Consider the following 23263-nt stretch of genomic DNA (forward strand, 5'->3'; position numbering starts at 1 on the left):
CCGTCCGTGGCCCGTGCGATGACCACCCGGGGAACGTACCTCGCCGGTCCGCCGAGCCGGCAGACCTGTCCGTTGACCCTCTCACGTGGCGCGACCTACCGTAGAGAGCGGTTGCTGTCGTCGACGTCGCCGAACCGGAAGGCCACCTCCTTGCCCGAGCGTCCTGTGGCGATGTTCGCCATGACCGCCGAGAACGTGACGCGGATCTTCCCTCCGGACGCACGCGACCGGCTGCGCGACCTGGTGGACATCGATCTCTCCCTGGTGGCACGGGACTTCACCGATCCGGGGGTGCGCGCCCGCCTCGCCGACACCGAGATCCTGATCACCGGCTGGGGGTGCCCCGTACTCGACGCGGACACGCTCGACGCGGCCCCGAAGCTGCGTGCCGTGCTGCACGCCGCCGGGTCCGTCAAGAGCTTCGCCACGCCGGCGGTGTGGGAGCGCGGGATCGTCGTGTCGTCGGCAGCCGCCGCGAACGCGCTGCCCGTCGCCGAGTACACGCTCGCCATGATCCTGCTAGCGGGCAAGGACGTCTTCGCGTACCGGGACCGCCTGCGCACCGAGCGGACCTTCCCCTACGGCGAGATCCTGCCCGGCATCGGCAACTACGGCCGCCGGGTCGGCATCGTGGGCGCCTCCCGCATCGGCAGGCGCCTCATCGAACTGCTCCGGCCCTTCGACCTCGATGTGAGCCTCGCCGACCCCTACGTCGACGAGACCGGGGCGGCCGCCCTCGGCGTCCCCCTGCTGCCGCTCGACGCCCTGCTCGCCGGCAGTGACATCGTCACCGTCCACGCCCCGCAGACCCCGGAGACCCGGCATCTGATCGGCCGCCGCGAACTCGCCCTGATGCCCACCGGATCGGTGCTCGTCAACACCTCACGCGGCGCCCTGCTCGACCACGACGCCCTCGTCGAGGCGCTGCGCGCCGAGTGGATCAGCGCGATCCTCGACGTCACGGACCCCGAGCCGCTTCCGGTCGACTCCCCGCTGTACGACCTGCCGAACGCGTTCGTCACGCCCCATCTGGCCGGTTCGCAGGGCAACGAGGTCGCCCGGCTCGGCCTGACCGTGCTCGACGAGATCGAGCGCCTGCTGTCGGGACGGGAGCCCGCGTTCCGGATCGACGCGGAGGAGCTGGGCCGGGCTGCCTGATCGGGGCGGCTGATCAGGTCGCTCGATGGGGACAACCCCGCGGGGCGCTGGACGGGGGCACCTGGCCGGGGCGCTCGCGGGCGGAGGCGCGCGGCCGATCGCCGTACGGCTCACCCCGTAGGGCTCACCCGGCACGGTTCGGCCCGCACGTCTCACCCGGCGCGGCTCAGCCCGCACGTCTCACCCTGCGGGTCGTACGGTGGCGGCGCGAGGCTGCTGGAAGGCAGGCCGTTCCAGGAACGCCGCCGTCGTCGTCACGAACGGGTCCGGGTCGTCGAGCCACGGGAAGTGCCCCGCCCCGGACTGAACGACCAGCTCGGCGTGCGGGAACAGGGCGGCGACCTCGGCCATCGCGGGAGGCGGGGAGTTCAGGTCGACCTCCCCGGCGAGCACCAGCACCGAGGACGCCAGGCGGGCGAGCGCCGCCCGGGTGACGTCCGGGGCGAACGCGCCGTCGGCGTAGCGGGCCGCGCCCTCGTGGTTCTTGTGCGCGTCCTCCGCGTCCCGGTGCGCCCGCGCGGCCTCGTCCCAACGGCCGTACCAGAAGGGGGCGATGGCCCGGAACGCGTCGGCGTCCCCTTCTCCGGCGACGATCGCCTCCAGTGCCGCGGACGCCTCCGGGAACCACGGTTCGTCCTGGCGCAGCAGCGCCGTCGCCCGCCGGACCTCCGGGGTGATCTCGATCCCGACGGCGTGGACGCTCGGCGTGATCAGCGCGAGCCGCGCCACGCGATCGGGATGGCGCTGCGCGTAGAGCATCGCCAGATTCGTCCCCGCGGAGTGTGCGAGCAGGTCCATCCGGTCGAGGCCGAGGTGCTCGCGCAGGGCCTCGACGTCGTCGACGAGCCGGTCGCAGCGGTACGAGGCGGGGTCCTCCGGGGTCGCGGACCCGCCGCTTCCGCGCGGGTCCAACATGATCAGCCGCCGGTGCGCGGACAGCCCGCCCAGATCCCCGAGATACACACAGTCCTGCATCGGGCCGCCGGGCAGACACACCACGGGTGAACCGTCCCCGAAGGTGTCGAACGTCAGCTCGGTCCCGTCGTACGCGGTGAAGGCATGCATGGTCACGACTCTCGCAGCGCCGCTCGGACGGAGCAAACGAGTTCCCGGAACGAACTCCCGGTGGGGCGGTGGCCCGGATCGGCAGCGGGGACGGGGGCATGCACATCGGTGCCTCGGTGAAGATCCGCACCGGTGCCCCGGACGACGGGGACGGACCCGACGCCGCACTCGGTCGGTGGGCCGGAACGCTGCCGCCGGCCTCGGTCCGGGGCGCACCCGAGCCGGACCCGCTGCCGCCGCCCGGACCGGGCGCTCCGGCTCACATCGCGCGGCGCGAGGGGACCCGGCACGGCTGATGTCCGAGCGGGGGCATACCGTGAGGAGTCGAACACGACAGACGAAGCAGGTCGGGAGCGAGGAGATCGGGATGGGCAGCCGCACCGCGCTGGTCGAGGATCTGATGGAGCGGTTCCCGCACGTGCCACGGGAAGCCGTCATCAAGGAGGACCTGCTCCGCGGGGGCGTGGCCTTCGACGCGTCCGCCCTCAGCGACAACGAGAGCGGCGAGGTCAAGCCGAAGTCCTACTTCATCTTCTCCTTCGACCACGGCACCCTGCCCGAGCTGGGCGAGGCAGCGCTCCGGCGCCCGCCCGAGGAGATCATCCTCACCGGTGGCCCCTACGACCTGCGGCGCACCGTCGTGTCCGTGCGCGTCAATCCCGCCTCGCCGTATCGCGTCGCCGCCGACGAGGAGGGCGTCCTCGGGCTGTACCTCGACGGGAAGCGGATCTCCGACGTCGGGGTGCCGCCGATGCCTGAGTACTACCGGCACACCCTCTCCAACGGGAAGTCCGTGATGGAGGTGGCCCCGACGATCCAGTGGGGGTACCTCATCTACCTCACCGTCTTCCGCGTCTGCCAGTACTTCGGCGCCAAGGAGGAGTGCCAGTACTGCGACATCAACCACAACTGGCGCCAGCACAAGGCCGCCGGCCGTCCGTACACCGGCGTGAAGGACGTCGAGGAGGTCCTCGAAGCGCTGGAGATCATCGACCGCTACGACACCGCGAAGGCGTCGACGGCCTACACCCTCACGGGTGGCGCGATCACCAAGACGGTCGCCGGGCGCGACGAGGCCGACTTCTACGGCCACTACGCCAAGGCCATCGAGGAGCGGTTCCCCGGGCGGTGGATCGGCAAGGTGGTGGCGCAGGCGCTGCCGCGCGACGACGTGCAGCGGTTCAAGGACTACGGCGTGCAGATCTACCACCCCAACTACGAGGTGTGGGACCGCCGGTTGTTCGAGCTGTACTGCCCCGGCAAGGAGCGCTACGTCGGCAGGGACGAGTGGCACAAGCGCATCCTCGACTCCGCCGAGATCTTCGGCGCGCGCAATGTGATCCCCAACTTCGTCGCGGGCGTGGAGATGGCCGAGCCCTTCGGCTTCACCACCGTCGACGAGGCCATCGCCTCGACGACCGAGGGGCTGCGCTTCTTCATGTCGCACGGCATCACGCCCCGCTTCACCACCTGGTGCCCGGAGCCGACGACCCCGCTCGGCAAGGCCAACCCGCAGGGCGCGCCGCTGGAGTACCACATCCGCCTGCTGGAGGCCTACCGCGCCACGATGGACGACTTCGGGCTCAAGTCGCCGCCCGGATACGGAGAGCCCGGTCCGGGCCGTGCGGTCTTCTCCGTCAGCTCCTTCATGGACAGCCTTCCCGCGCAGGAGGCGGCCTCCCAGGCGTGACCTGTTTCCCGTGACCCGCGCCCCGAGGCGCACGTCGTACGGCCCGGACGTCATCCGCACGTCCGGGCCGTACGCGTTCCCCCGTGCCCGTGCCCGTACCGCGTTCCGGGGTGTCGTGACGGACGCGAGGATCGGGGAGTGGCGGGTCCTGTGAAAGTTGAGGCGATCGGTGCTTCCCGGCCTGGGTTCCGTACGACACTCGGGGCGCCGGGAGTCGGACGGCCCACCGTGTGATGGCGCCACCGTGCAATGTGAATACGTCGCTTGTCAGTTGTGTCGAAACCGTGAAAGGCTCTGGCCCGTTGTCGAGACGGCCCAACTCCCCTGCGAAATAAGGCGAGTTGGGTGTTGTGTGACGTCGTTGCACATGGAAGCAGTGGATGCAGGAGCCCCCCATGCCAGACCTGCCGATCCCCCAGGATGCCGCCGAGGCCGCGCTGTTCTCGGAATGCTGGGACGCGGTCCTGTCGTACGCCGATCTGTGCACATCCGGTTCGGCCGCGGCCACTCAGCTGGCCACCGAGGCGTTCACCCACGGTATCCATGAGGCGCGCGCGGTCATGGCCCGCACGAAGAATACCGGCCGCAGAACCCCCCGGCTGCCCCGGATCGCCTTGCTGCTGAGCTCGGTTCGGACCACCGCCGCCGGCTGGGAGGCGCACGGCCAGGGCCACCGTCTGGACCCCGACCTCAGGCTGTGGCTCAACTCCGAGAAGGCCGACCGCTACACCGGGCCTCCTCTGCACCGCCCGATCGCGCTGCGCGGCCTGAGGGATCTTCAGGAACCCGACGCGGCCCTGTTGTGGCTGGTCGAGGTGGAGGCGCTCCCGCTGCCCGCGGTGTCCCGGCGGCTCGGCCTCGACCCGGTGGCGGCGGCCGAGGAACTCGGCCAGGTGCGCGCGCTGTTCAGGGACCGGTGCCATCGCAACCACCTCGACACGCCGATGGACGCCAACTGCCGCAGCTACGCCCGGCTCCTCGACGCGGTCACCCGCTCGCCGGGCGCCGAGACGCCCGAGGACCTCTCGCAGCATCTCGCCCGCTGTGTGGAGTGCGCGGAAGCCGCGGCCTGCCTGCGGCTGCACGGCGGCGGGCTGCCCGCGGCGCTCGCTGGCGGGGTGATCGGCTGGGGAGGCCTCGCGTATCTGGAACGCAGGCGCCGCGCCGCCGAGGCGGGGCTCGTGGGCGGGCGTACGGACGCTGCCGTCGACACCGGCATCGCCGAGGTCAAGCAGGCCGCGCCCCGGATCGGCCGCACCGGGCTGCTGGTCTCCGCCGTCCTCGTCTCCGGCCTCGCGCTCACCGTCTCCCTGATGCCCTTCGGCGCCGGAAACGACGGCGGCGCCTCCGCGCGCGGCGACTCGGCCGACCGTCAACCGGTGGCCGACCCCGGTGTGGCGTCCCCGTCGGCGACCACCCGCGGCGCCGGCACGCTCGTCTCGCCCGAGCCCGCGAACCCGAGCGCCGACGCGGGCTCGAAGTCCGACCCCGAACCCCAGGGCACGTCCTCGTCGCCGGCCCACGAAACCGACAGGAACCCGGGCTCCACGGCTTCCACGAAGCCCGGGGAGTCCACGCAGAGCGCCGCGTCCTGCGAGGTGACCTACACCATCGACAGCGAGTGGCCGGACGGCTTCCAGGCCACCGTCAAGGTGACGTCCGTCGAGGCCCTCGACTCCTGGCAGATCGACTGGACCTTCGACGACGGCCAGCGGGTCACGCAGATGTGGGACGGCACGTACGCCCAGCACGGCTCCCGGGTGACCGCGACCGCCGCCGACTACAACAAGTCGGTCGCCGCGGGTGGTTCCTTCGCCGTCGGTTTCGTCGGCGCCCGGCAGGACGGGAACACGGCACCCGACGCCTTCACCGTCAACGGCGAACGCTGCACGACCGCTCACTGAACCGCCGGTTCGCCGATCCCTTAATTCGATTGACGGGCCCGAGGGAGCCCCGGATACAGTTCACGCGTTGTCTTCGAGCGAGTTCCAGGAGGTGTGACCGATGGCTGTCGTTGCGATGGGCGCTGCCCGCATCCAGAAGTTCATCAAGTCCACCTCCGTGGCCGCCGGCTGACCTTCCTCTTCCTTCGCGCCGCTGTGCGCGTCGCCGGGGCCGCCCTTGTGAAGGGTCTCCCTTGACTTCCAGCTCCACCTTCCCGACGTCCGCTTCCCTGGGTCTCTCCCCGCTCGTTCCCTACGGCTGGGACGACGCCTGGGCGGACGAGTTCGCTCCCTACGACTCCGAAGGGCTCGTCGCCGGACGGGTGATCCGGGTCGACCGCGGCCAGTGCGACGTGGCCACCGCCGACGGGATCATCCGCGCCGACACCGCCTTCGTGACACCGCACGATCCGATGCGGGTCGTGTGCACCGGCGACTGGGTCGCCGTGGAACCGTCCGGCAGCCCGCGCTACGTACGGGCGTATCTGCCGCGCCGTACGGCCTTCGTGCGCTCCACCTCCTCCAAGCGGTCCGAGGGGCAGATCCTCGCCGCCAACGTCGACCACGCGGTGATCGCCGTGTCGCTCGCCGTGGAACTCGACCTCGGCCGCATCGAACGCTTCCTCGCACTGGCCTGGGAGTCCGGCGCACAGCCCGTGGTCGTCCTCACCAAGGCCGACCTGGTTCCGGAGGCGGCGACCCTCGGGCACCTCGTCCAGGACGTGGAGACCGCCGCGCCGGGGGTTCCCGTGCTCACCGTCAGCTCCTCGACAGGGGCCGGGCTCGACATCCTCGAAGCGGTGCTCGCCGGCGGTACGGCGGTCCTGCTCGGGCAGTCCGGCGCGGGCAAGTCGACCCTGGCCAACGCCTTGCTGGGCGAGAACGTCATGGACGTCCGGGCCACCCGCGACATGGACGGCAAGGGGCGGCACACCACGACCACCCGCAACCTCCTCGCGCTGCCGAGCGGCGGTGTCCTCATCGACACCCCGGGGCTGCGCGGAGTCGGGCTCTGGGACGCCGAGAGCGGCGTCGGACAGGTGTTCTCCGAGATCGAGGAGTTCGCCGCGGACTGCCGCTTCCAGGACTGCGCCCATGAGGCCGAGCCCGGGTGCGCGGTGCTGGCAGCCGTCGACTCGGGCGAGCTGCCGGAGCGGCGGCTCGACAGCTACCGCAAACTGCTCCGCGAGAACCAGCGGATCGTCGCCAAGACGGACGCACGCGTGCGTGCCGAGATCCGCCGGGACTGGAAGCGCAAGGGGGCGGAGGGCCGCGCCGCCATGGAGGCCAAGCGCGGACGCTGGTAGCCGGGCCGAGGTGGAGGACGCGGATTTCCCGCGTCCTCCACCCGGATCGCCGGATCGCCGGATCGCCGGATCGCCGGATCGCCGGATCGCCGGGCCGTCGGGCCGACGCGCCCCGGACCGCCCGGGCCGTAGCGCCGTGTCCGATTTCCGCCAGCTCCGTGGTGCGGGCCGGGCCACACTGGAAGGGTGGACGATCAGGACACCAGGTACGAGGAAACCAGGTACGAGGCCGTGCGGAGCCGGGACGCCCGGTTCGACGGGGAGTTCTTCTTCGCCGTGCGGACGACGGGGATCTACTGCAGGCCCAGCTGCCCCGCGGTGACGCCGAAGCGGCGGAACGTGCGGTTCTACGCGACGGCCGCCGCCGCGCAGGGCTCGGGCTTCCGCGCCTGCCGCCGATGCCGCCCGGACGCGGTGCCGGGCTCCGCGGCCTGGAACGTACGGGCCGACGTCGTCGGCCGGGCCATGCGCCTGATCGGTGACGGCGTGGTGGACCGCGAGGGCGTCGCAGGCCTCGCCACGCGCCTCGGCTACAGCGCCCGCCAGGTCCAGCGGCAGCTCACGGCGGAGGTCGGCGCGGGCCCGGTCGCGCTGGCCAGGGCCCAGCGGGCACACACCGCGCGGATCCTGCTCCAGACCACCGAACTCCCCATCACCCAGATCGCGTTCGCGGCAGGGTTCGCCAGCGTGCGCCAGTTCAACGACACGATCCGCACGGTCTACGCGTTGACACCGAGCGAACTGCGCGCCGCGGCGCCGCGCACCGGACCGGCCGCCCGGCGCGCGGCCACCCCCACCGCGGGCGTCCCGCTCCGGCTCGCCTTCCGGGGCCCCTACCAGTCCACCGCCGTCTTCGACCTGCTGGCCGCCGAGGCCGTCCCGGGCATCGAGACCGTCGGCGGATGCCGTGGCCGCCGTACGTACCGGCGCACGCTCAGGCTGCCGTACGGCACGGGAATCGTGGCCGTCGACGAGCGGCCGGGCACAGGCACGGGCCGCACCGGTGCCCGCGGGACGGGCCGCCCCGCGGGAGCACCGGGCCCCACCGACGCCGCCCACCCCGGCGGCTGGCTCGACGCCCGGCTGCACCTCACCGATCTCCGGGACCTCACCACCGGCGTACAGCGGCTGCGGCGGCTGTTCGACCTCGACGCCGATCCGTACGCCGTCGACGAGCGGCTGGGAGCCGACCCACGGCTGGGTCCCCTGGTCGCCGCGCGCCCCGGCCTGCGGTCGCCGGGCGCCGCCGATCCGCACGAGCTGGCGGTGCGCGCGCTGGTGGGGGAGGCGGAGGCCGAGCGGCTGGTTCTGCGGTACGGGAAGGCGCTGGACGCCCCGTGCGACACGCTCACGCATCTCTTCCCCGAGGCCGCCGTGCTCGCTGAGGCGGAGCCGGACGGTCCCCTCGGTACCCTGACCGCCGCCCTCGCCGACGGCGCCCTGCGTCTCGACCCGGGCGCCGACCGCGACGAGGCGCAGGAGGCGCTGCTCGCGCTGCCCGGCATGGACGAGGGCACCGCCGCCGTCATCCGCAACCGGGCCCTCGGCGACCCGGACGTGGCACCGCCCGGCGCGGACATCCCGGGCGGCTGGCGCCCGTGGCGCTCGTACGCCGTCCGACATCTGAGAGTGGCGGGGGAGTTGTAGCCAAACGGCCCGAGCCGGGCGGCGGTTTCACCGGGTGTCGGGCAGCCGCAGCCGGTACGGCCCGAGGTCGGCATCGTGGCACTGGCGTTCGGCGGGGCGACAGCCGATTTCGAGGCCGGACCCGCTCAGTTCTGGGGCTGCGGCTGCGGCTGCGGCTGCGGCGACGGGAGCAGGCGGGGCTCGATCCGTTCCTCCACCGCCGTGCTCCCTTCGCGCCGGACGACGTACGCGCCCTTGCCCGGTATCTCCGTGACCGCCTCGACGAGTTCGGTGCCGCGGTAGACCAGGCCCACGCCGTCGTCGGTGCAGTGGGTGACGGGCAGGGTGCCGTCGGCCACGAGGCGGTGCACGAGGGGGCGGCGGCCCGGGTCGCTGTCGTAGTGGACGCCGTTGCCGAACGGCAGATAGCCGAGCCCGTCGGTGAGCGGGCGCAGTTCGGGGCCGAAGGAGTCCGTCGTGCCGCCCCGGAACCAGCAGAGCGAACCGGCGCTCACCCCGCTGAGCACGACCCCGGCCTCCCACGCCCGGCGGAAGACCGTGTCGAGCCCGTGGACCCGCCAGACAGCGAGCAGGTTCGCCGCCGAGCCGCCCATCACCCAGACGACGTCCTGCGCGAGCACCGCGCCCTCGATGTCCTGGAGGTTCGGCATCGGGAAGAGGTGAAGGGGAGTCAGATCGAATCCCGCCACGCGCGCCGCCTCGCTCATGCGCGTGGTGAAGTGCTCGGCGTCGCCGATCGCCGTTCCGACGTACATGACGCGCGGGCGGCGCCCCTGGACACCGGCCAGGTCCACGGCGTGGTGGACGAGGGCGTCGAACGTCACCCTCGTGCGGTCTCCGACACGGTGACCACCCGAGGTGGCCAGAATGGTGGGTTCCGAGGCGGTCATGGAGCGCGACCCTACCAAGGCCGGCACGCCACACGATCTTCAACCGTCCTCTCCGTGAACCGCGTCGGGCGACCCACCCGCCAACCGGCCCGATCGGCGGGGCCATTCAGTCCTCAAGGCCCCAACTGTGGATCCGCCTCGGATGGATCCGGATCAGTTCCTCGCTGAAGTGCGGCCCCAGGTCGTGCGCACCGGTGAGGAGTTCGGCCTCTCCGCGGATGTCGATGCCTCTGACCTTCCACGGCTTGAGGCTGACGATGTCGTCGACGACCAGGGCGACCTTCGGGTTCTTCCGCAGGTTGCGCCACTTCTTCGTGGTGCCCATCGCGTAGCCGCCGATCAGGATCGTCCCGTCCTCCTGAGGGAAGAAGCCGACGGGGTTGGCCTGGGGCTGCCCGAGGGGATCGACGGTGGCCAGCCGTCCCAGCCGCTGCGACCTCAGGTACGCGCGCTCGGCTTCGCTGAATTCGGTCATGACAGCAGCCAAACACCTCGCCGCCCGCGGCGCATCGGGTTCCGGACCTAGGACCAGGGGAGGAGGGGACCTGCGACGGAACCGCGCTCGGGTCGGCACAGGGACCTCGCGCGGACTGCCGGCCGGTCGCGTCCGATGGTGTGACGGTGGTTGCGGGGTCCCACGCTCGGGGAAGCGATGGCCCCATGACTCGCGTGAGCACACTCCGGCGCTTACTCGTCACCCTGGTGACCGCACTGCTCCTCACCTCGCCGAGCATGGTCGCCGAGGCGTGGTCCGCGCCCGGCCGGACCGCCCCGAAACCGGTCCGTACGTGGACGGGGACCTGGGAGGCCGCGGCCTCCGGTACCGTGCCCGCGCTGCCCGGCGCCTCGATCCGCAACGTCGTGCACACCAGTGTCGGCGGCCGGGCCGCTCGCGTCCGGCTCTCCAACCGGCTCGGCACGAGACCGCTCCAACTCGGTTCCGTGACACTGGCGTTGCAGCCGCCGGGCGAGCCGGAGACTCCCCGGGCCGTCGCGGGCTCCGTGCGCGCGGTCACCTTCGCCGGCGCCAGGTCGGTCACCGTCCCCGTCGGCCGGGACCTGGTCAGCGACCCCGTCGTCCTGCCGGTCCCCGCCGACGCCAACCTCCTGGTCTCGGTGCACACCCCGGCGGACTCCGGCCCGGCGACGTACCACCGCTCCGCGCTCCAGGCCAACTTCATCGCCCCCCAGGGCGATCGGACCGCCGAGGAGAGCGGCGCCGCCTACACCACCGCCATCGGCAACTGGTACTACGTGACCGGCGTCGACGTACTCGGCTCCTCCGCGGCGGGCAGTGTGGTCGCGCTCGGCGACTCCATCACCGACGGCACCGGCTCCTCGTTCAGCGCCAACCACCGCTGGCCCGACCGGCTCGCCGCCCGGCTGCGCGGGCTTCCCGCCGACCGCAGGCCCGGCGTCCTCAACGCGGGGATCTCCGGGAACCGTGTCCTGCTCGACGGCCGGGGCCCGAGCGCTCTGGCCCGCCTGGACGCCGACGTCTTCTCCCGCGCCGGTGTCCGCACGCTGATCGTGCTGGAGGGCATCAACGACATCAAGGGGTCACCGGAGCAGACGGACCCCGGCGCTCTGGAGAACGCCTACCGGCTGGTCGTCCGCCGCGCGCACGCCCGCGGCATCCGGGTCGTCGGCGCCACGATCACCCCGTACGGCGGTCACGGCGCGTACACCGCGGCCCGGGAAGCCGTGCGGAAGGCGGTCAACACCGCCATCCGCACGCACCGGATCTTCGACAGGGTCGCCGACTTCGACGCCACCGTCCGCGACCCGGCCCGCCCGAGCCGCATCCTCCCCGCCTACGACCCCGGCGACCACCTGCACTTCAACGACGCCGGCATGCGGGCACTGGCGGACACGATCGACCTGAACTCCCTCGTCCCGACGACGGCCGCGCGCTAGCTCTGGGCGGTGGCGAGGAGGCGGAGGCCGAGGCGGAGGACGAGGCGGAGGACGCAGAGAATGCGGCTGAGGACGCGGAGACTGAAGCGGAGGCCGAGGACAGGACGGCGAGGGGCCGGGTGTGCTCCCGCCCGGCACGCGCCCGCTGCCGCCGAGGGCACACCCTCAGACATGCAGCCAATGACACGCGTCGCTCGCCCCCCTCCTCCCCCTCCTCCTCCGGCTCAGCCCCAGATCACCGCGCCCAGCCAGGCGCCCATGATCAACAGGCAGGCGAAGAGTTCCGTCAGCACGCTCCAGCCGCCCGCCCGCATCGCGGTCCGCACCGAGGCCTTCGCCTGCCCCTGCCCGCCGAGGCGCAGCCGCTCGCTGAGGTAGATCCCGCCGATGAAACCGGGTATGGCTCCGACCACCGGCACCAGGAAGAAGCCGAGGAACGCCCCGGCACCGGCGTACACCGCCATTCGGGTGGTCGCGCCGCTCTCGCGCAGCCGTCGCGGCGGCAGCATCCAGCGGACGGCCTGGGCGAGCAGCAGGACCCCGGTCGCACCGACGAGGACGGCCCAGGAGAGGGCCTGGGGGTCGCTCAGCGCCCACCACAGGATCGCGGCCCAGACGAGCCACGACCCCGGCAAACCGGGCACCAGTACTCCGGCCAGGCCGAGCAGAATCACCACGCCGACCAGCAGGAGCTCCCACACTCCCATCTGCCCAGCCTGCCCGAGTGGGCGGGAAACCGCAGGTCAGTCCCGCGCCACCCAGCCGCGCTCGTACGCGTGCCAGCCCAGTTGCAGCCTGGTCGTCACGCCGGTGAGCTCCATCAGCCGCTTGACCCGGCGCTGCACCGTCCTGAGGCCCAGGTCGAGCTGTTTGGCGACGCTCGCGTCGGTCAGCCCCGCGAGGAGGAGGGAGAGGATCTCCAGGTCGGTGCCGTCCGGGCCGTCCGGTTCCTGCTCCAGCACGCCCCGGCTGCCCAGCCGCAGCGGCAGCGCGTCCCGCCACACCGACTGGAACAGCCCCGACAGCAGCTCCAGGAGTCCGCTCGCGTGCACGACCAGCGCGGCCGGCTCCGCGGTGTGCGAGGTGAGCGGCACCATCGCGAGCGTCCGGTCGGCGATCACCAGCTTGGTCGGCACCTGGTCCACGACCCGCACCTGCTCGTCGCGGCCGAGTGCGGCGGACAGCTCGGTGATGCCGTTGGGCAGGTCGAGAACGGACCGCTCGACGACCACGCGGTAACCGACACCCCGGTCCGCGGCCTGCGCCTCGGCGTCGTTGTCCGCGCCGGAGACCACCATCGGGTTCCCCGTGACCAGCGCGCACACCTCCTCGGTCGCGCCGAGCTGAAGCTGGAGGAACCGCTGGGAGACCGCCGCCGCGCCGATCACCACCTCGACCAGGTCGTGCACGGCCGGCTCGGCGGCCGAGGCCCGGTACTCCTCGGCCAGCAGCGCGGCCGCCAGCTCCGCCTTCTCCAGCTCGTGCCGCTGCTGGGTGAGCAGCGCGCCGAGGGCGACCCCCGGCGGCGCGGCGACCCAGCGCCCTGGCCGCGCCGACGACTGCGCGGCCAGGCCGTGCCGCTCCAGCCGGCGCAGGGCGCGCTCCGTGTCGTACTCGCCGAGCGTGAGTCGACGCGCGAGATCGGGCACGTCGGCGGCGCCCACGGACACCAGCGCCCGGTACGCCGACTCGTGGGTCTCGTCCAGACCTATCGCTCCCAGCATGCGGCGATGTCCCTCCCGAAGATGCGTTCCGGCCGGTCGGACGCGCCGTGGCGGAAAGCGGCCACGGCGCAAACCCGCCTCGGCACATCATCGCCGTACCCCCCGCCCCTCTGACAAGCTCACGCCACCGCAGCATCAACCACCGTCCGTAATGCCCTGCTTGGGCCGACCGACGCCAACGGCGATTCGGTCATCCAGACCGTGATTCGGGCCTACGACGTGCGCCAGGCCCCGGTCACCCAGACGCCGCCGGGCGGTCTTCCCGTGGGGGGTGGGACCGCCCGGCGGTCATGCGTTCGTACTTTGTTGTGCGTATTTCTGTTCGACAGTTCGCTCGACACGCCGTTCGACGGCCTGCGGCGTGGCCGGTTTTCCGGATGCCCCGTTTTCAACCGCCGGTCTCGGTGGACAATTGGGGGCATGAGCCAGCAGGGGGAGAAGCCCACCGGTCACGAGGACGACTGGTGGGGCCAGTTGTACGACGACTCCACCGAGGACACGGGGCCCGCGGCCGTGGCCGATTCCCTGGACGACCGGTTCGCGTCGGCGGCCGGGACGGTGAGAGGTGGGCTCGATCCGGGCCCGGAGTCCGGATCGGAACCGGGGTCCGTGCCGGATGCGCGCTCCGCGCCGGGACCGACGTCCGCGCCGGATCCGAGGTCCGTGCCGCGCCCCGGGTCGGAACCGGGACCCGGTTCCGACCCGCGCCCCGGTTCCGACCCGGGGTGCGGGGCCGTCCGGCGGTCCGACGCGCTCGGGTTCGACGGTCCGACGCACCCGCAGCGGCCTCCCGCCGCGCCGGAACCGCCTTCCCCCGAGGCGGGGAAGCAGCCTCCCCTCCTGCCGAGGCAGCCTCCCGCCGTATCGGGACAGCGCGGTGACACCTCGGCGTCCGTGGCCTGGCCCGGTGCGACCCCGCGCGGTGAGGCGGCGGCGCGGCCCGGCCGGTGGGAGCGTGGCCCGGCGCAGGCTCCCGGTTCCGACGAGGGCCCGCCGAGGCGCGACGGACCCGTACGGCAGCCCGCCCCCTGGGAACCCGCTCCCCCCGAGCAGGCCCCGGACCCGGCCGCTCCCGCGCCCTTCCCGCCCGGCCCGAAACCGCCGGGGTTCACCGCGCAGGAACCCGGCCCGGGTGCGTCCCGGGACACCCCGAGCGATACGTCCTCGGAGCCGCGCGCTGCCCAGGTACCCGCGTCGAGGGCGCCCTCGGACGTGCCGCCGAAACCCGCTTCGGCTCCCGTCGTGCCCCCGGGCACGGCGCCCCCCGGCCCCGCGCTGCCCAGCACCACCGGCGGCTTCCGGCCACCGCCCCCCGACTCGGACCCCGAGGACCCGCCTCCCGGAACGCCCCGGGAGACCGTCCTCTCCGTCGTCGAGCAGCCGCCCCCCGTCGGCCATGTCGGCTCCGGCCCGCCCACCTACGACCCCGAACCCACCGCGCTGCCGCCCGCCGAGCCGGACGAACTCGACGACCTGGTCCCCGACACCGTGCTGGACGGCGCGCGGTACGGGACGAGCACCCTGCGGGCCGTGTCCGTGCGCGGGGACTCCGCGCGGTTCCGGGGCGAGCCGCGCCGGGACGCGCTGCTCACCGCGCGGTTCGGGACGGGCGAGCAGGCGCTCGTGCTGGTGGCGATGGCGACCGGTGCCCGGGCCACACCGGGCGCGCACCGGGCCGCGGCGGAGGCGTGCCAGTGGATCGGGCGAGCCGTCGGGCGCAGCCACGCGCGGCTGGCCGACGACATCCGGGCCGCCCGGCGCGGCGAACTCAAGTCGGGCCTGCACCGGCTCACCGACCGCAGCCTCGGCAAACTCCGGGCGAGCGCGGCGGAGCAGGGCGTCGAGCCCGAGGAGTACACCGCCGGCCTGCGCTGTCTGCTGCTGCCCGCCGATCCGGAGTGCCGTACCCGGGTCTTCTTCGGCGTCGGCGCGGGCGGTCTGTTCCGGCTGCGGGACGGCGAGTGGCAGGACATCGAACCGCGGGTCGCCGACACGACGGGCGAGCCCGTGGTCGGCTTCGGATCGCTGCCCCACGAGACCCCCGAGGGTGACCGGCTCACCATGGACCTGGGCATCACGACGCCCCCGAGCCCGTACGAACCCGCCGCCCGCCCGCCGCACGCCCCCTTCCGTTTCCGGGCCTCCGTCGCCCGCCCGGGTGACACGCTCCTGCTGTGTACGGGCGGCCTGGCGGAGCCGCTGCGCGGTGAACCCGAGCTGGCCGAGTACCTGACGACACGGTGGTCGACGGCGGAGCCGCCCGGCCTCGCAGCGTTCCTCGCGGACAGTCTGGTACGGGTCAAGGGGTACGCGGACGACAGGACGGCCGCCGCCGTTTGGGAGGCGTAACAGCGCCCGGTGTGAATTCATGGAACCCAGGGATGGACCAGCGGAACCGGGGGAACGAGGGGGACCCGAGACACCCGAGGGCTTCGAGGATCACGAAGAGGTGCGTGCGCCATGGCCAAGCAGAACGTCGCCGAGCAGTTCGTCGACATCCTCGTCCGCGCGGGCGTCAAGCGGCTGTACGGAGTCGTGGGCGACAGCCTCAACCCGGTCGTGGACGCGATCCGGCGCAACGCGGCCATCGACTGGATCCACGTCCGTCACGAGGAGACCGCCGCCTTCGCCGCGGGCGCCGAGGCCCAGATCACCGGGAGACTCGCGGCCTGCGCCGGTTCCTGCGGTCCGGGCAACCTCCACCTCATCAACGGCCTGTACGACGCGCACCGCTCCATGGCCCCGGTGCTGGCCCTCGCCTCGCAGATCCCCTCCAGCGAGATCGGCCTCGGCTACTTCCAGGAGACCCATCCCGACCAGCTCTTCCGCGAGTGCAGTCACTACAGCGAACTCATCTCCAACCCCAAGCAGATGCCGCGGCTGCTCCAGACCGCCATCCAGCACGCGGTGGGCCAGTCCGGTGTCAGCGTGGTCTCGCTGCCCGGCGACATCGCCTCCGAGCCCGCCCCGGACAAGACGATCGAGACCGCCCTCGTCACCTCCCGGCCCAGCGTCCGGCCCGGCGACACCGAGATCGACCAGCTCGTCGCGATGATCGACGAGGCGGAGAAGGTCACGCTGTTCTGCGGCGCCGGCACGGCGGGCGCGCACGCGGAGGTCATGCAGTTCGCCGAGAAGATCAAGTCCCCGGTCGGGCACGCGCTGCGCGGCAAGGAATGGATTCAGTACGACAATCCATTCGATGTTGGGATGAGCGGGCTCCTCGGGTACGGCGCGGCCTACGAGGCGACCCATGAGTGCGATCTCCTCATCCTGCTGGGCACCGACTTCCCGTACAACGCCTTCCTCCCCGACGACGTCAAGATCGTCCAGGTCGATGTGCGGCCCGAGCACCTGGGGCGGCGGTCGAAGCTGGACCTGGCGGTGTGGGGCGATGTGAAGGAGACCCTGCGCTGTCTGATCCCGCGGGTGCGGCCCAAGGGCAACAGGCGCTTCCTCGACAAGATGCTGAAGAAGCACGCGGACGCCCTCGAAGGTGTCGTCAAGGCCTACACCCGCAAGGTCGACAGGCACGTCCCGATCCATCCCGAGTACGTCGCCTCCGTGCTCGACGAACTCGCCGACGAGGACGCGGTGTTCACGGTCGACACCGGGATGTGCAATGTCTGGGCGGCCCGCTACATCTCGCCCAACGGCAGTCGCCGCGTGATCGGTTCGTTCTCGCACGGGTCGATGGCGAACGCGCTGCCGATGGCGATCGGCGCCCAGTTCACAGACCGGAGGCGGCAGGTCGTGTCGATGTCCGGCGACGGTGGATTCTCCATGCTGATGGGCGACTTCCTCACCCTCGTTCAGCACGACCTGCCGGTGAAGGTCGTTCTCTTCAACAACTCCTCCCTCGGTATGGTCGAGTTGGAGATGCTCGTCGCCGGGCTGCCCTCCTACGGCACCGCCAACAAGAATCCGGACTTCGCGGCGGTGGCCCGTGCGTGCGGGGCGTACGGCGTCCGGGTCGAGAAGCCCAAGGAGCTCGCCGGCGCCCTCAAGGACGCCTTCCGCCACAAGGGCCCGGCTCTCGTCGACATCGTCACCGACCCGAACGCGCTCTCCATCCCGCCGAAGATCAGCGCGGAGATGGTGACGGGTTTCGCGCTCTCGGCGTCGAAGATCGTGCTGGACGGCGGCGTCGGCCGGATGCTGCAGATGGCCCGCTCCAACCTGCGCAACGTGCCCCGTCCCTGAGGGGCCCCCGATCCCTGAGAGCCTCGCCGGGCCCGTGGCTACAGGCTGCGGGCTGTGATGTCGCCGTAGGCGGTGGAGGCGTGGATGTTCAGGCCGGCGGCGGCGCCTTCGGTGTTCTTGAGCGTGTTGCTGATCCGGCCGTAGGTGGTGCCGGCGTCCAGGGAGGCGGAGACTCCACGGGCGGCGCCGATCGAGAGCTCTCCGTGCTCGGTGCGCAGCACGACCGTGCCGCGCACGGCCTCGGCGATCCGGATGTCGCCCTTCTGGGTGCTGATCTGCGCGGGGCCGCCCAGACGGCCGACCGAGATGTCGCCGGCGAGGAGGGTGAGGCGGGCGCTGTCGGCCTCGTCGAGCTTGACCGAGCCCTGCGCGCCCTCGAAGGCGACGTCGCCGAGCCGTCCGACGCCCCGGAGGTCGGCGGCGGCCGCCTTCGCCTCGATGCGGGAGCCGGCGGGAAGCTGGACCGTCACCTCGAGCGACCCGGAAGCGCCGAGGATCCGGTTCTTCGCCTCCGGGGCCTCGATACTCAGGACGCCGTCGCGGTAGGCGACCGTGGTCTGCTCCGCCGCCTTCACGTCGCGGCTCTTCGAGGCGTCCGCGGGCAGGACCTCGACGGTGGTGTCGGCCCGGTCGGCGGCGATGAACCGGATGCGTCCCGCGGGGATGTCGAGGACGGCCGAGACGGTGGTGGGAGTGTCGAACTTCTGCATCGAGATCTCCTTCATCGGCAGGGGCGCTCCGTCGGCCCGCTGTTTCTGATGATGGAAAAGCTACGTTGCATTCATGGATCTGGCAACGGACTCGTTGCGCATGACGGCTGTCATTGCAGGTGAATGCCGGGAAATTGTTGCAATGGTCCTGCGTCTAACGCAACAGGCTCGAAGTCTGATCGTTGCAATGAGTTGAGGGTGAATGCTCTCCCGTGAGTCTGCTCGACGGCTCCTGCGTGGAATGAGCCGCCGCTGCCGGTGGACCCCTCAGTCCGGGAGGAGGGTCCAGCCGCGGTCCGCGTACCAGTAGTGCGGCAGGCCCTTGGTGCCGCTGGTGCGGAACGGGACGCCGTGGTCGTCGATGCGCTCGGTGCCGGTGCGGCCCTGCGAGGACCATTCGAGCTCCAGATACCAACGGCAGTCGCAGCCGCCGGTCCGGGCGTCGATCATCAGCACCTCGGGATCCTTCACGGAGACCCGGTAGGGCATCTGCAGCGGCGGAGTGATCGTTCCGCCGTCATTGCCCGGGACGGCGCGGGCGATGGGCCGGTCCATGTCGAGATCGACGGCGAACGAGTGGGGGGCCATGTCGGCGCCGCAGCCCTGACCCGTGGAGTACACCCTGCCCTTCACCGGGTCCGAGTGTCCGACGACGCGGACCCGCAGCGCCTCCAGGACGACAGCCGCGTCCGTCCGCCCCTGCACGGTGATGTCCACAAGAGTCTGGCCGCCGTGCACCGCGTTCTGTGTCCTCGCCCATGGGGATGCGTCCTGCGGGGCCGGGGGCGGTGGCACCTCCTCGGGTGCTTTGTCGATGACGTAGTCGTGAAAGCAGCCGGTCGCCCAGCGATGCGAGTTCGCGGTCCAGGTGAGGGGGGTGACGGCGGAGCCGGCCATGGGGGAGGGGCTCGCGGAAGAGCCCGGCGAGGCGTCTCGCTTGTCGGATGCCTTCGGGGACGGCGTGCCGGACGGCCGGCCGCGCGTGGTGGAGGGGGGCGCCGACGGCGCCGCGGAGCCGCTCCGCGACCCTGCCGTCCTCGTGGTCTTCGTGCCGGACGCCCGGTCGTCGCCGGTGGCCGAGGAGTGCCCGGACGGCAGGGCGGACAGGCTGCCCAGGGTGGCGATCAGCGCGGTCACGACAGCTGCGGTGACCGTGATGCGGCGCCTGTACCAGGGCTTTCGCGGCGTGGGGCACGCCGCCGCGTCAAGCTCGGGTGACGAGTCGGGGAGGCTTTCCGCAGGGGTCGCCCGGCGGCCGGGCGAGAGGTCGGACGCTACCGCGGGCACGAAGCCTGTGGCCATCTCCGAGGCGGAGTCGGCGGCTGTGGCCGAAGCTGAATCGGCGGCCACTTCCAGCACCGGGTCGGTGGCCGTCACGGAGACGGAGCCTGTGGCCATCTCCGGCGCGGAGTCGGCAGCCGTCGCCGAGTCGCAGCCGACAGCCGTCGCCGAGGCGGCCGCCGCCTCGGACGCCGGTTCGGCCGCTCCATCGGTCGTGGGGTCCGCCCCCGCCGACGGGGTTTCGGTGACTCCCGGTACGGACCCGGCCTCCGTCGTCGTCCGGGACCGCTGTCGTGCCGCCACCGCCAGGATCCACCGCCGGTGCAGCTCGACCCGTTCGGCGGGACTCGCCCCGCACATCGCGGCGAACCGCTCCACGGGCGCGAAGTCGAGCGGCACCGCCTCCCCCGCGCAATACCGGTGCAGCGTCGAGGCGTTCATGTTCAGCCGGCGCGCGAGTGCGGCGTAACTGCGGTCCGTGCGTGCCTTCAGACGCCGCAGCAGCGCCGCGAACTCCTCCACGTCGTCCTGGGATGACACCGATTCTCCCCACCTCGCGTCCCAGGACGGCACCCCAGGCACTTCCCGTAAAGAGAGGTCGGAAAGACGTGAGACGGTTCCACCGTTGCGCACGGGACGCTGTCCGTCGCGCCCGGCCCTCGGGGCCCCCGGCCGCCCTAGCGGGCAGGCCGCAGTCGCAGGGTGAGGATCTGGAACGGCCGCAGTTCGATCTCCGACGGGGCTTCGCGGAGCGGCCGTTCCAGCAGATCGGTCACCTCGGCCCGGGAGACCGGGAAGCCGGCGGTCACCTTCGCGCGGGCCCGCCCGCCCCTGGACTCGTACAACCGCACCACCACATCGCCGCTGCGGTCCTCCGCGAGCTTGACCGACTCGACGGTGACGGCTGGGTCGTCGACGCTCACCAGTGGTTCGAGCGCCGGTACCGCGGTCTGCCGCAGCGGCAGATTGAGCGCGAGCCCCTCCGCCACGGCGTCCCCGACGCCCGCCCCCGGCAGCAGCGCGTACGTGAACCGGTGCGTACCGAGATCGGTCTCCGGGTCCGGGCTGTGCGGGGCGCGCAGCAGGGTCAGCCGTACGGTGGTGCCGAGGCCCTCGGCGTGCGGTGTGCGGGTCACATCATGTCCGTACGTCGAGTCGTTGAGGACCGCGACGCCGTACGACTCCTCCGCGACCCGCAGCCAGCGGTGGGCGCAGATCTCGAAACGTGCCGCGTCCCAGCCGGTGTTGACATGGGTGGGACGGTGGACGTGCCCGAACTGGATCTCGGCGGCGGACCGTTCGGCCTGGACGTCGAGCGGGAAGGCCGCCTTGAGGACCTTCTCCGACTCCCGCCAGTCGACCTCGGTCACGATGTCCAGCCGGCTGCTCACGGCCGTCAGCCGGATCTCCTGGACGATCCGGGAGGAGCCGAAGACCCGGGTGACGCGTACGGTCGACCGCAGCGGCCCGCTCTCCACCAGCTCCACCGACTCCGCGGCCGTCAGGTCCGTGTGCGTGCGCCGGTAGTGCCGGTCGATGTCCCAGGCGTCCCAGGCGTTGGGGTGGTCGGGATGCAGCTGGAGCAGATTGCCGGGACCGCAGAGCACCTCCCGTCCGTGCGTGAGATCCCGTACGGAGGTGAGCAGCCCGTCGCGGTCGATCCGCACCCGGAGCCGGTCGTTCTCCAGCACGACGGTGCCGTCGGCCTGTTCGGCCCGCACGGTGGGTCCGGCCCCGGCCCGTACGGCCGCGCCGCCCAGCCCCGGCACCGTCACCAGCCCGTCCCCGACCACTTCGGTCCGCTCGTACGGGGAGGCGTTCAGCACCGCGGGCGAGGTGCCGGGCCCCAGGGCGCGTACCGCGTCCGCGGTGATCTCCTCCAGCTCCGCGAGCACCCGCGCGTATGTCTCCCGTGCCTCCCGGTGCACCCAGGCGATCGACGAGCCGGGCAGGATGTCGTGGAACTGGTGCAGCAGCACCGTCTTCCAGAGCCGGTCGAGGGCGTCGTGGGGATAGGCGTACGACGGATCGCGCACGGCGGCCGTGGAGCACCACAACTCGGCCTCGCGCAGGGCGTGTTCCGAGCGCCGGTTGCCCTGCTTGGTCTTGGCCTGCGTGGTGTACGTGGCCCGGTGCAGCTCCAGGTACAGCTCGCCCGACCACACCGGCGCGTGGACTCCGTACTCCTCCTCGGCGGCGGCGAAGAACGCCGACGGATTCTCGATCTCGACACGCGGTGAGCCCTCCAGGGACCGCAACCGCCGGGCCCTCTCCAGCATTTCGCGGGTCGGGCCGCCCCCGCCGTCGCCCCAGCCGAACGGGACGAGTGAGCGGGTGGCCCGGCCCTTCTCCGCGAAGTTGCGTTCCGCGTGGGCGAGTTCGCGCCCGTGGAACTGGGAGTTGTAGGTGTCCACGGGCGGGAAGTGGGTGAAGACCCGGGTGCCGTCGATGCCCTCCCACCAGAAGGTGTGGTGGGGCATCTTGTTGGACTGGTTCCAGCTCAGCTTCTGGGTGAGGAACCAGCGGACGCCGGCGAGCTTCGCCAACTGCGGGAAGGCGGCCGTGTAGCCGAAGGAGTCCGGCAGCCAGATCTCCTCGGTCTCGACGCCCAGCTCCTCCTGGAAGAACCGCTTGCCGTGCACGATCTGCCGGGCCAGCGCCTCACCGCCGGGCATATTGGCGTCGGACTCCACCCACATCGAACCCACCGGAGCCCAATTGCCCTCCTCCACCGCCTTCTTGATGCGCTCCCAGATGTGCGGCTGGTGCTCCTTGACCCAGGCGTACTGCTGGGCCTGCGAGCAGGCGAAGACCAGTTCCGGGTAGTCGAGGGCCAGCGCCGTGACGTTGGCGAAGGTCCGGGAGGCCTTGCGGACCGTCTCGCGCAGCGGCCACAGCCACGCCGAGTCGATGTGCGCGTGCCCGGCCGCCGAGACGCGGTGCGCGCTCGCCGACGCGGGCCGCGACAGGACCTCGGCCAGCTCGGAGCGGGCCGCCGCCGCCGTGCCGGAGACGTCGTGCAGATCGAGGGCGTCGAGCATGTTCTCCAGCGCGCGCAGGATCTCGTGCCGCCGCGGCCGCTCCGGATCCAGTTCGTACATCAGCTCCGAGAGAACCTCGACGTCGAGGACGAGATGCCACACGTCCTCGTCGAGTACGGCGAGATCGGCAGCCGCGAATCGGTAGATCGGCCGATCGCCCGCGGTCAGTACGTCTCCCAGACGCGTGGGCTCGAAGCCGTGCAGGACGGCGGGGTTGGCCGCCGCCTCCAGCAGCAGACGCACCTCCTCGCCTCCTCGCGCCGGTGCCCCGACGGTCAGGTGGCGGTTGCGCGGGTGGATGCCCTTGAGAGGGATGCCGGCAGCGTCGTAGAGCAGCCCCTCCGCCTGGAAACCGGGTCCGTCCCCCGTGAACCCGGGGTCGATCACGACCTCGACGGGGCGGCCCGCCCACTCCTCGGGCACCCGGCCCTCGATGCGGAACCAACTCGTCGACCAGGGCTTTCCCCAGACCGTGCCGGTCGTGAACGGCTCGTAGAAGGCCTGGAGCGCCTGGTCGACGGGCACCGGCTCGCCCGGCACATGCCACACGGACAGCGCCAGCGGCACCCGTTCCGTGTACTGCGCCGGGCGCAGGCACTGCCCCAGCGCGCGCTCCAGGCGCGCCTCCACCAGCGAACGGTCGTCGTGCACGGCGGCTCCTCGGTGCTCGGACGGCTCTGTCCCATC

Annotated in this window: 18 protein-coding genes and 1 pseudogene; 11 read left to right on the forward strand and 8 right to left on the reverse strand. The window is 72.2% G+C overall.

Annotated elements, in window-relative coordinates:
- The first annotated feature begins 150 nt into the window (after nt 1–150).
- Nucleotides 151–1158, forward strand: a complete 1008-nt coding sequence (locus ABZX90_RS01800) for a hydroxyacid dehydrogenase (RefSeq protein ID WP_355200788.1) — start codon at nt 151–153, stop codon at nt 1156–1158.
- A gap of 180 nt (nt 1159–1338) precedes the next feature.
- Here ABZX90_RS01800 and ABZX90_RS01805 read toward each other — a convergent pair whose 3' ends face one another.
- A complete protein-coding gene (locus tag ABZX90_RS01805) occupies nt 1339–2223 on the reverse strand; it encodes an alpha/beta hydrolase (RefSeq protein WP_351126750.1) in 885 nt (294 codons plus the stop codon).
- Nucleotides 2224–2333: 110 nt separating this feature from the next.
- Here ABZX90_RS01805 and ABZX90_RS01810 point away from each other — a divergent pair.
- From ABZX90_RS01810 to ABZX90_RS01835, 6 genes and pseudogenes are all read left to right on the forward strand, one after another.
- A pseudogene (locus tag ABZX90_RS01810) lies at nt 2334–2519 on the forward strand (pyridoxamine 5'-phosphate oxidase family protein); the annotation flags it as partial.
- A gap of 71 nt (nt 2520–2590) precedes the next feature.
- Entirely contained in the window at nt 2591–3913 is a 1323-nt protein-coding gene (locus tag ABZX90_RS01815) for a radical SAM protein (RefSeq protein ID WP_355200791.1), read from the forward strand.
- 10 nt (nt 3914–3923) lie between these two features.
- Nucleotides 3924–4067 carry a hypothetical protein gene (locus ABZX90_RS01820; RefSeq protein WP_351126753.1) on the forward strand — a complete coding sequence of 48 codons (144 nt, stop codon included), beginning with the start codon at nt 3924–3926 and terminating at the stop codon, nt 4065–4067.
- A 241-nt stretch (nt 4068–4308) separates the two neighbouring features.
- Nucleotides 4309–5817 carry a cellulose-binding domain-containing protein gene (locus tag ABZX90_RS01825; protein ID WP_355200793.1) on the forward strand — a complete coding sequence of 503 codons (1509 nt, stop codon included), beginning with the start codon at nt 4309–4311 and terminating at the stop codon, nt 5815–5817.
- Nucleotides 5818–6050: 233 nt separating this feature from the next.
- Nucleotides 6051–7163, forward strand: a complete 1113-nt coding sequence (rsgA, locus tag ABZX90_RS01830) for a ribosome small subunit-dependent GTPase A (protein WP_351126757.1) — start codon at nt 6051–6053, stop codon at nt 7161–7163.
- A 186-nt stretch (nt 7164–7349) separates the two neighbouring features.
- Complete coding sequence (locus tag ABZX90_RS01835; RefSeq protein WP_351126759.1) at nt 7350–8810, forward strand: AlkA N-terminal domain-containing protein; 1461 nt, start codon at nt 7350–7352, stop codon at nt 8808–8810.
- A gap of 125 nt (nt 8811–8935) precedes the next feature.
- Here ABZX90_RS01835 and ABZX90_RS01840 read toward each other — a convergent pair whose 3' ends face one another.
- Together ABZX90_RS01840 and ABZX90_RS01845 are read right to left on the reverse strand one after the other, a co-directional pair.
- Nucleotides 8936–9700 carry a peptidase E gene (locus ABZX90_RS01840; RefSeq protein WP_355200795.1) on the reverse strand — a complete coding sequence of 255 codons (765 nt, stop codon included), beginning with the start codon at nt 9698–9700 and terminating at the stop codon, nt 8936–8938.
- A 106-nt stretch (nt 9701–9806) separates the two neighbouring features.
- Nucleotides 9807–10175, reverse strand: a complete 369-nt coding sequence (locus tag ABZX90_RS01845; protein ID WP_351126762.1) for a PPOX class F420-dependent oxidoreductase — start codon at nt 10173–10175, stop codon at nt 9807–9809.
- 194 nt (nt 10176–10369) lie between these two features.
- On the opposite strand from ABZX90_RS01845, the gene ABZX90_RS01850 reads away from it, so the two are divergent.
- A complete protein-coding gene (locus ABZX90_RS01850; protein ID WP_351126764.1) occupies nt 10370–11617 on the forward strand; it encodes an SGNH/GDSL hydrolase family protein in 1248 nt (415 codons plus the stop codon).
- Between the two features lie 224 nt (nt 11618–11841).
- Here the strand turns inward: ABZX90_RS01850 and ABZX90_RS01855 are convergent, their stop codons facing one another.
- Nucleotides 11842–12324 (reverse strand): DUF456 domain-containing protein, encoded by a 483-nt coding sequence (locus ABZX90_RS01855; protein WP_351126765.1) that lies wholly within the window; start codon nt 12322–12324, stop codon nt 11842–11844.
- Nucleotides 12325–12360: 36 nt separating this feature from the next.
- Nucleotides 12361–13341 (reverse strand): winged helix-turn-helix transcriptional regulator, encoded by a 981-nt coding sequence (locus tag ABZX90_RS01860; RefSeq protein WP_351126767.1) that lies wholly within the window; start codon nt 13339–13341, stop codon nt 12361–12363.
- Between the two features lie 420 nt (nt 13342–13761).
- On the opposite strand from ABZX90_RS01860, the gene ABZX90_RS01865 reads away from it, so the two are divergent.
- A complete protein-coding gene (locus ABZX90_RS01865) occupies nt 13762–15690 on the forward strand; it encodes a protein phosphatase 2C domain-containing protein (protein ID WP_351126769.1) in 1929 nt (642 codons plus the stop codon).
- A gap of 111 nt (nt 15691–15801) precedes the next feature.
- Nucleotides 15802–17544, forward strand: coding sequence for a pyruvate dehydrogenase (locus tag ABZX90_RS01870; RefSeq protein WP_351126771.1), 1743 nt, complete (start codon nt 15802–15804; stop codon nt 17542–17544).
- Between the two features lie 38 nt (nt 17545–17582).
- Here ABZX90_RS01870 and ABZX90_RS01875 read toward each other — a convergent pair whose 3' ends face one another.
- Nucleotides 17583–18254: a DUF4097 family beta strand repeat-containing protein gene (locus tag ABZX90_RS01875; RefSeq protein ID WP_351126773.1), complete on the reverse strand. Its 672-nt coding sequence runs from the start codon at nt 18252–18254 to the stop codon at nt 17583–17585.
- Nucleotides 18255–18327: 73 nt separating this feature from the next.
- Between ABZX90_RS01875 and ABZX90_RS01880 the strand changes: the two genes are divergently transcribed.
- Nucleotides 18328–18450 carry a hypothetical protein gene (locus ABZX90_RS01880; RefSeq protein ID WP_355200798.1) on the forward strand — a complete coding sequence of 41 codons (123 nt, stop codon included), beginning with the start codon at nt 18328–18330 and terminating at the stop codon, nt 18448–18450.
- A gap of 71 nt (nt 18451–18521) precedes the next feature.
- Here ABZX90_RS01880 and ABZX90_RS01885 read toward each other — a convergent pair whose 3' ends face one another.
- Nucleotides 18522–20075 (reverse strand): helix-turn-helix transcriptional regulator, encoded by a 1554-nt coding sequence (locus tag ABZX90_RS01885; protein WP_351126775.1) that lies wholly within the window; start codon nt 20073–20075, stop codon nt 18522–18524.
- Between the two features lie 137 nt (nt 20076–20212).
- Nucleotides 20213–23227 carry a glycoside hydrolase family 38 C-terminal domain-containing protein gene (locus tag ABZX90_RS01890; protein ID WP_351126777.1) on the reverse strand — a complete coding sequence of 1005 codons (3015 nt, stop codon included), beginning with the start codon at nt 23225–23227 and terminating at the stop codon, nt 20213–20215.
- Between the last annotated feature and the right edge of the window lie 36 nt (nt 23228–23263).

Source organism: Streptomyces sp. NPDC002935 (assembly GCF_040611295.1).
GTDB lineage: Bacteria > Actinomycetota > Actinomycetes > Streptomycetales > Streptomycetaceae > Streptomyces.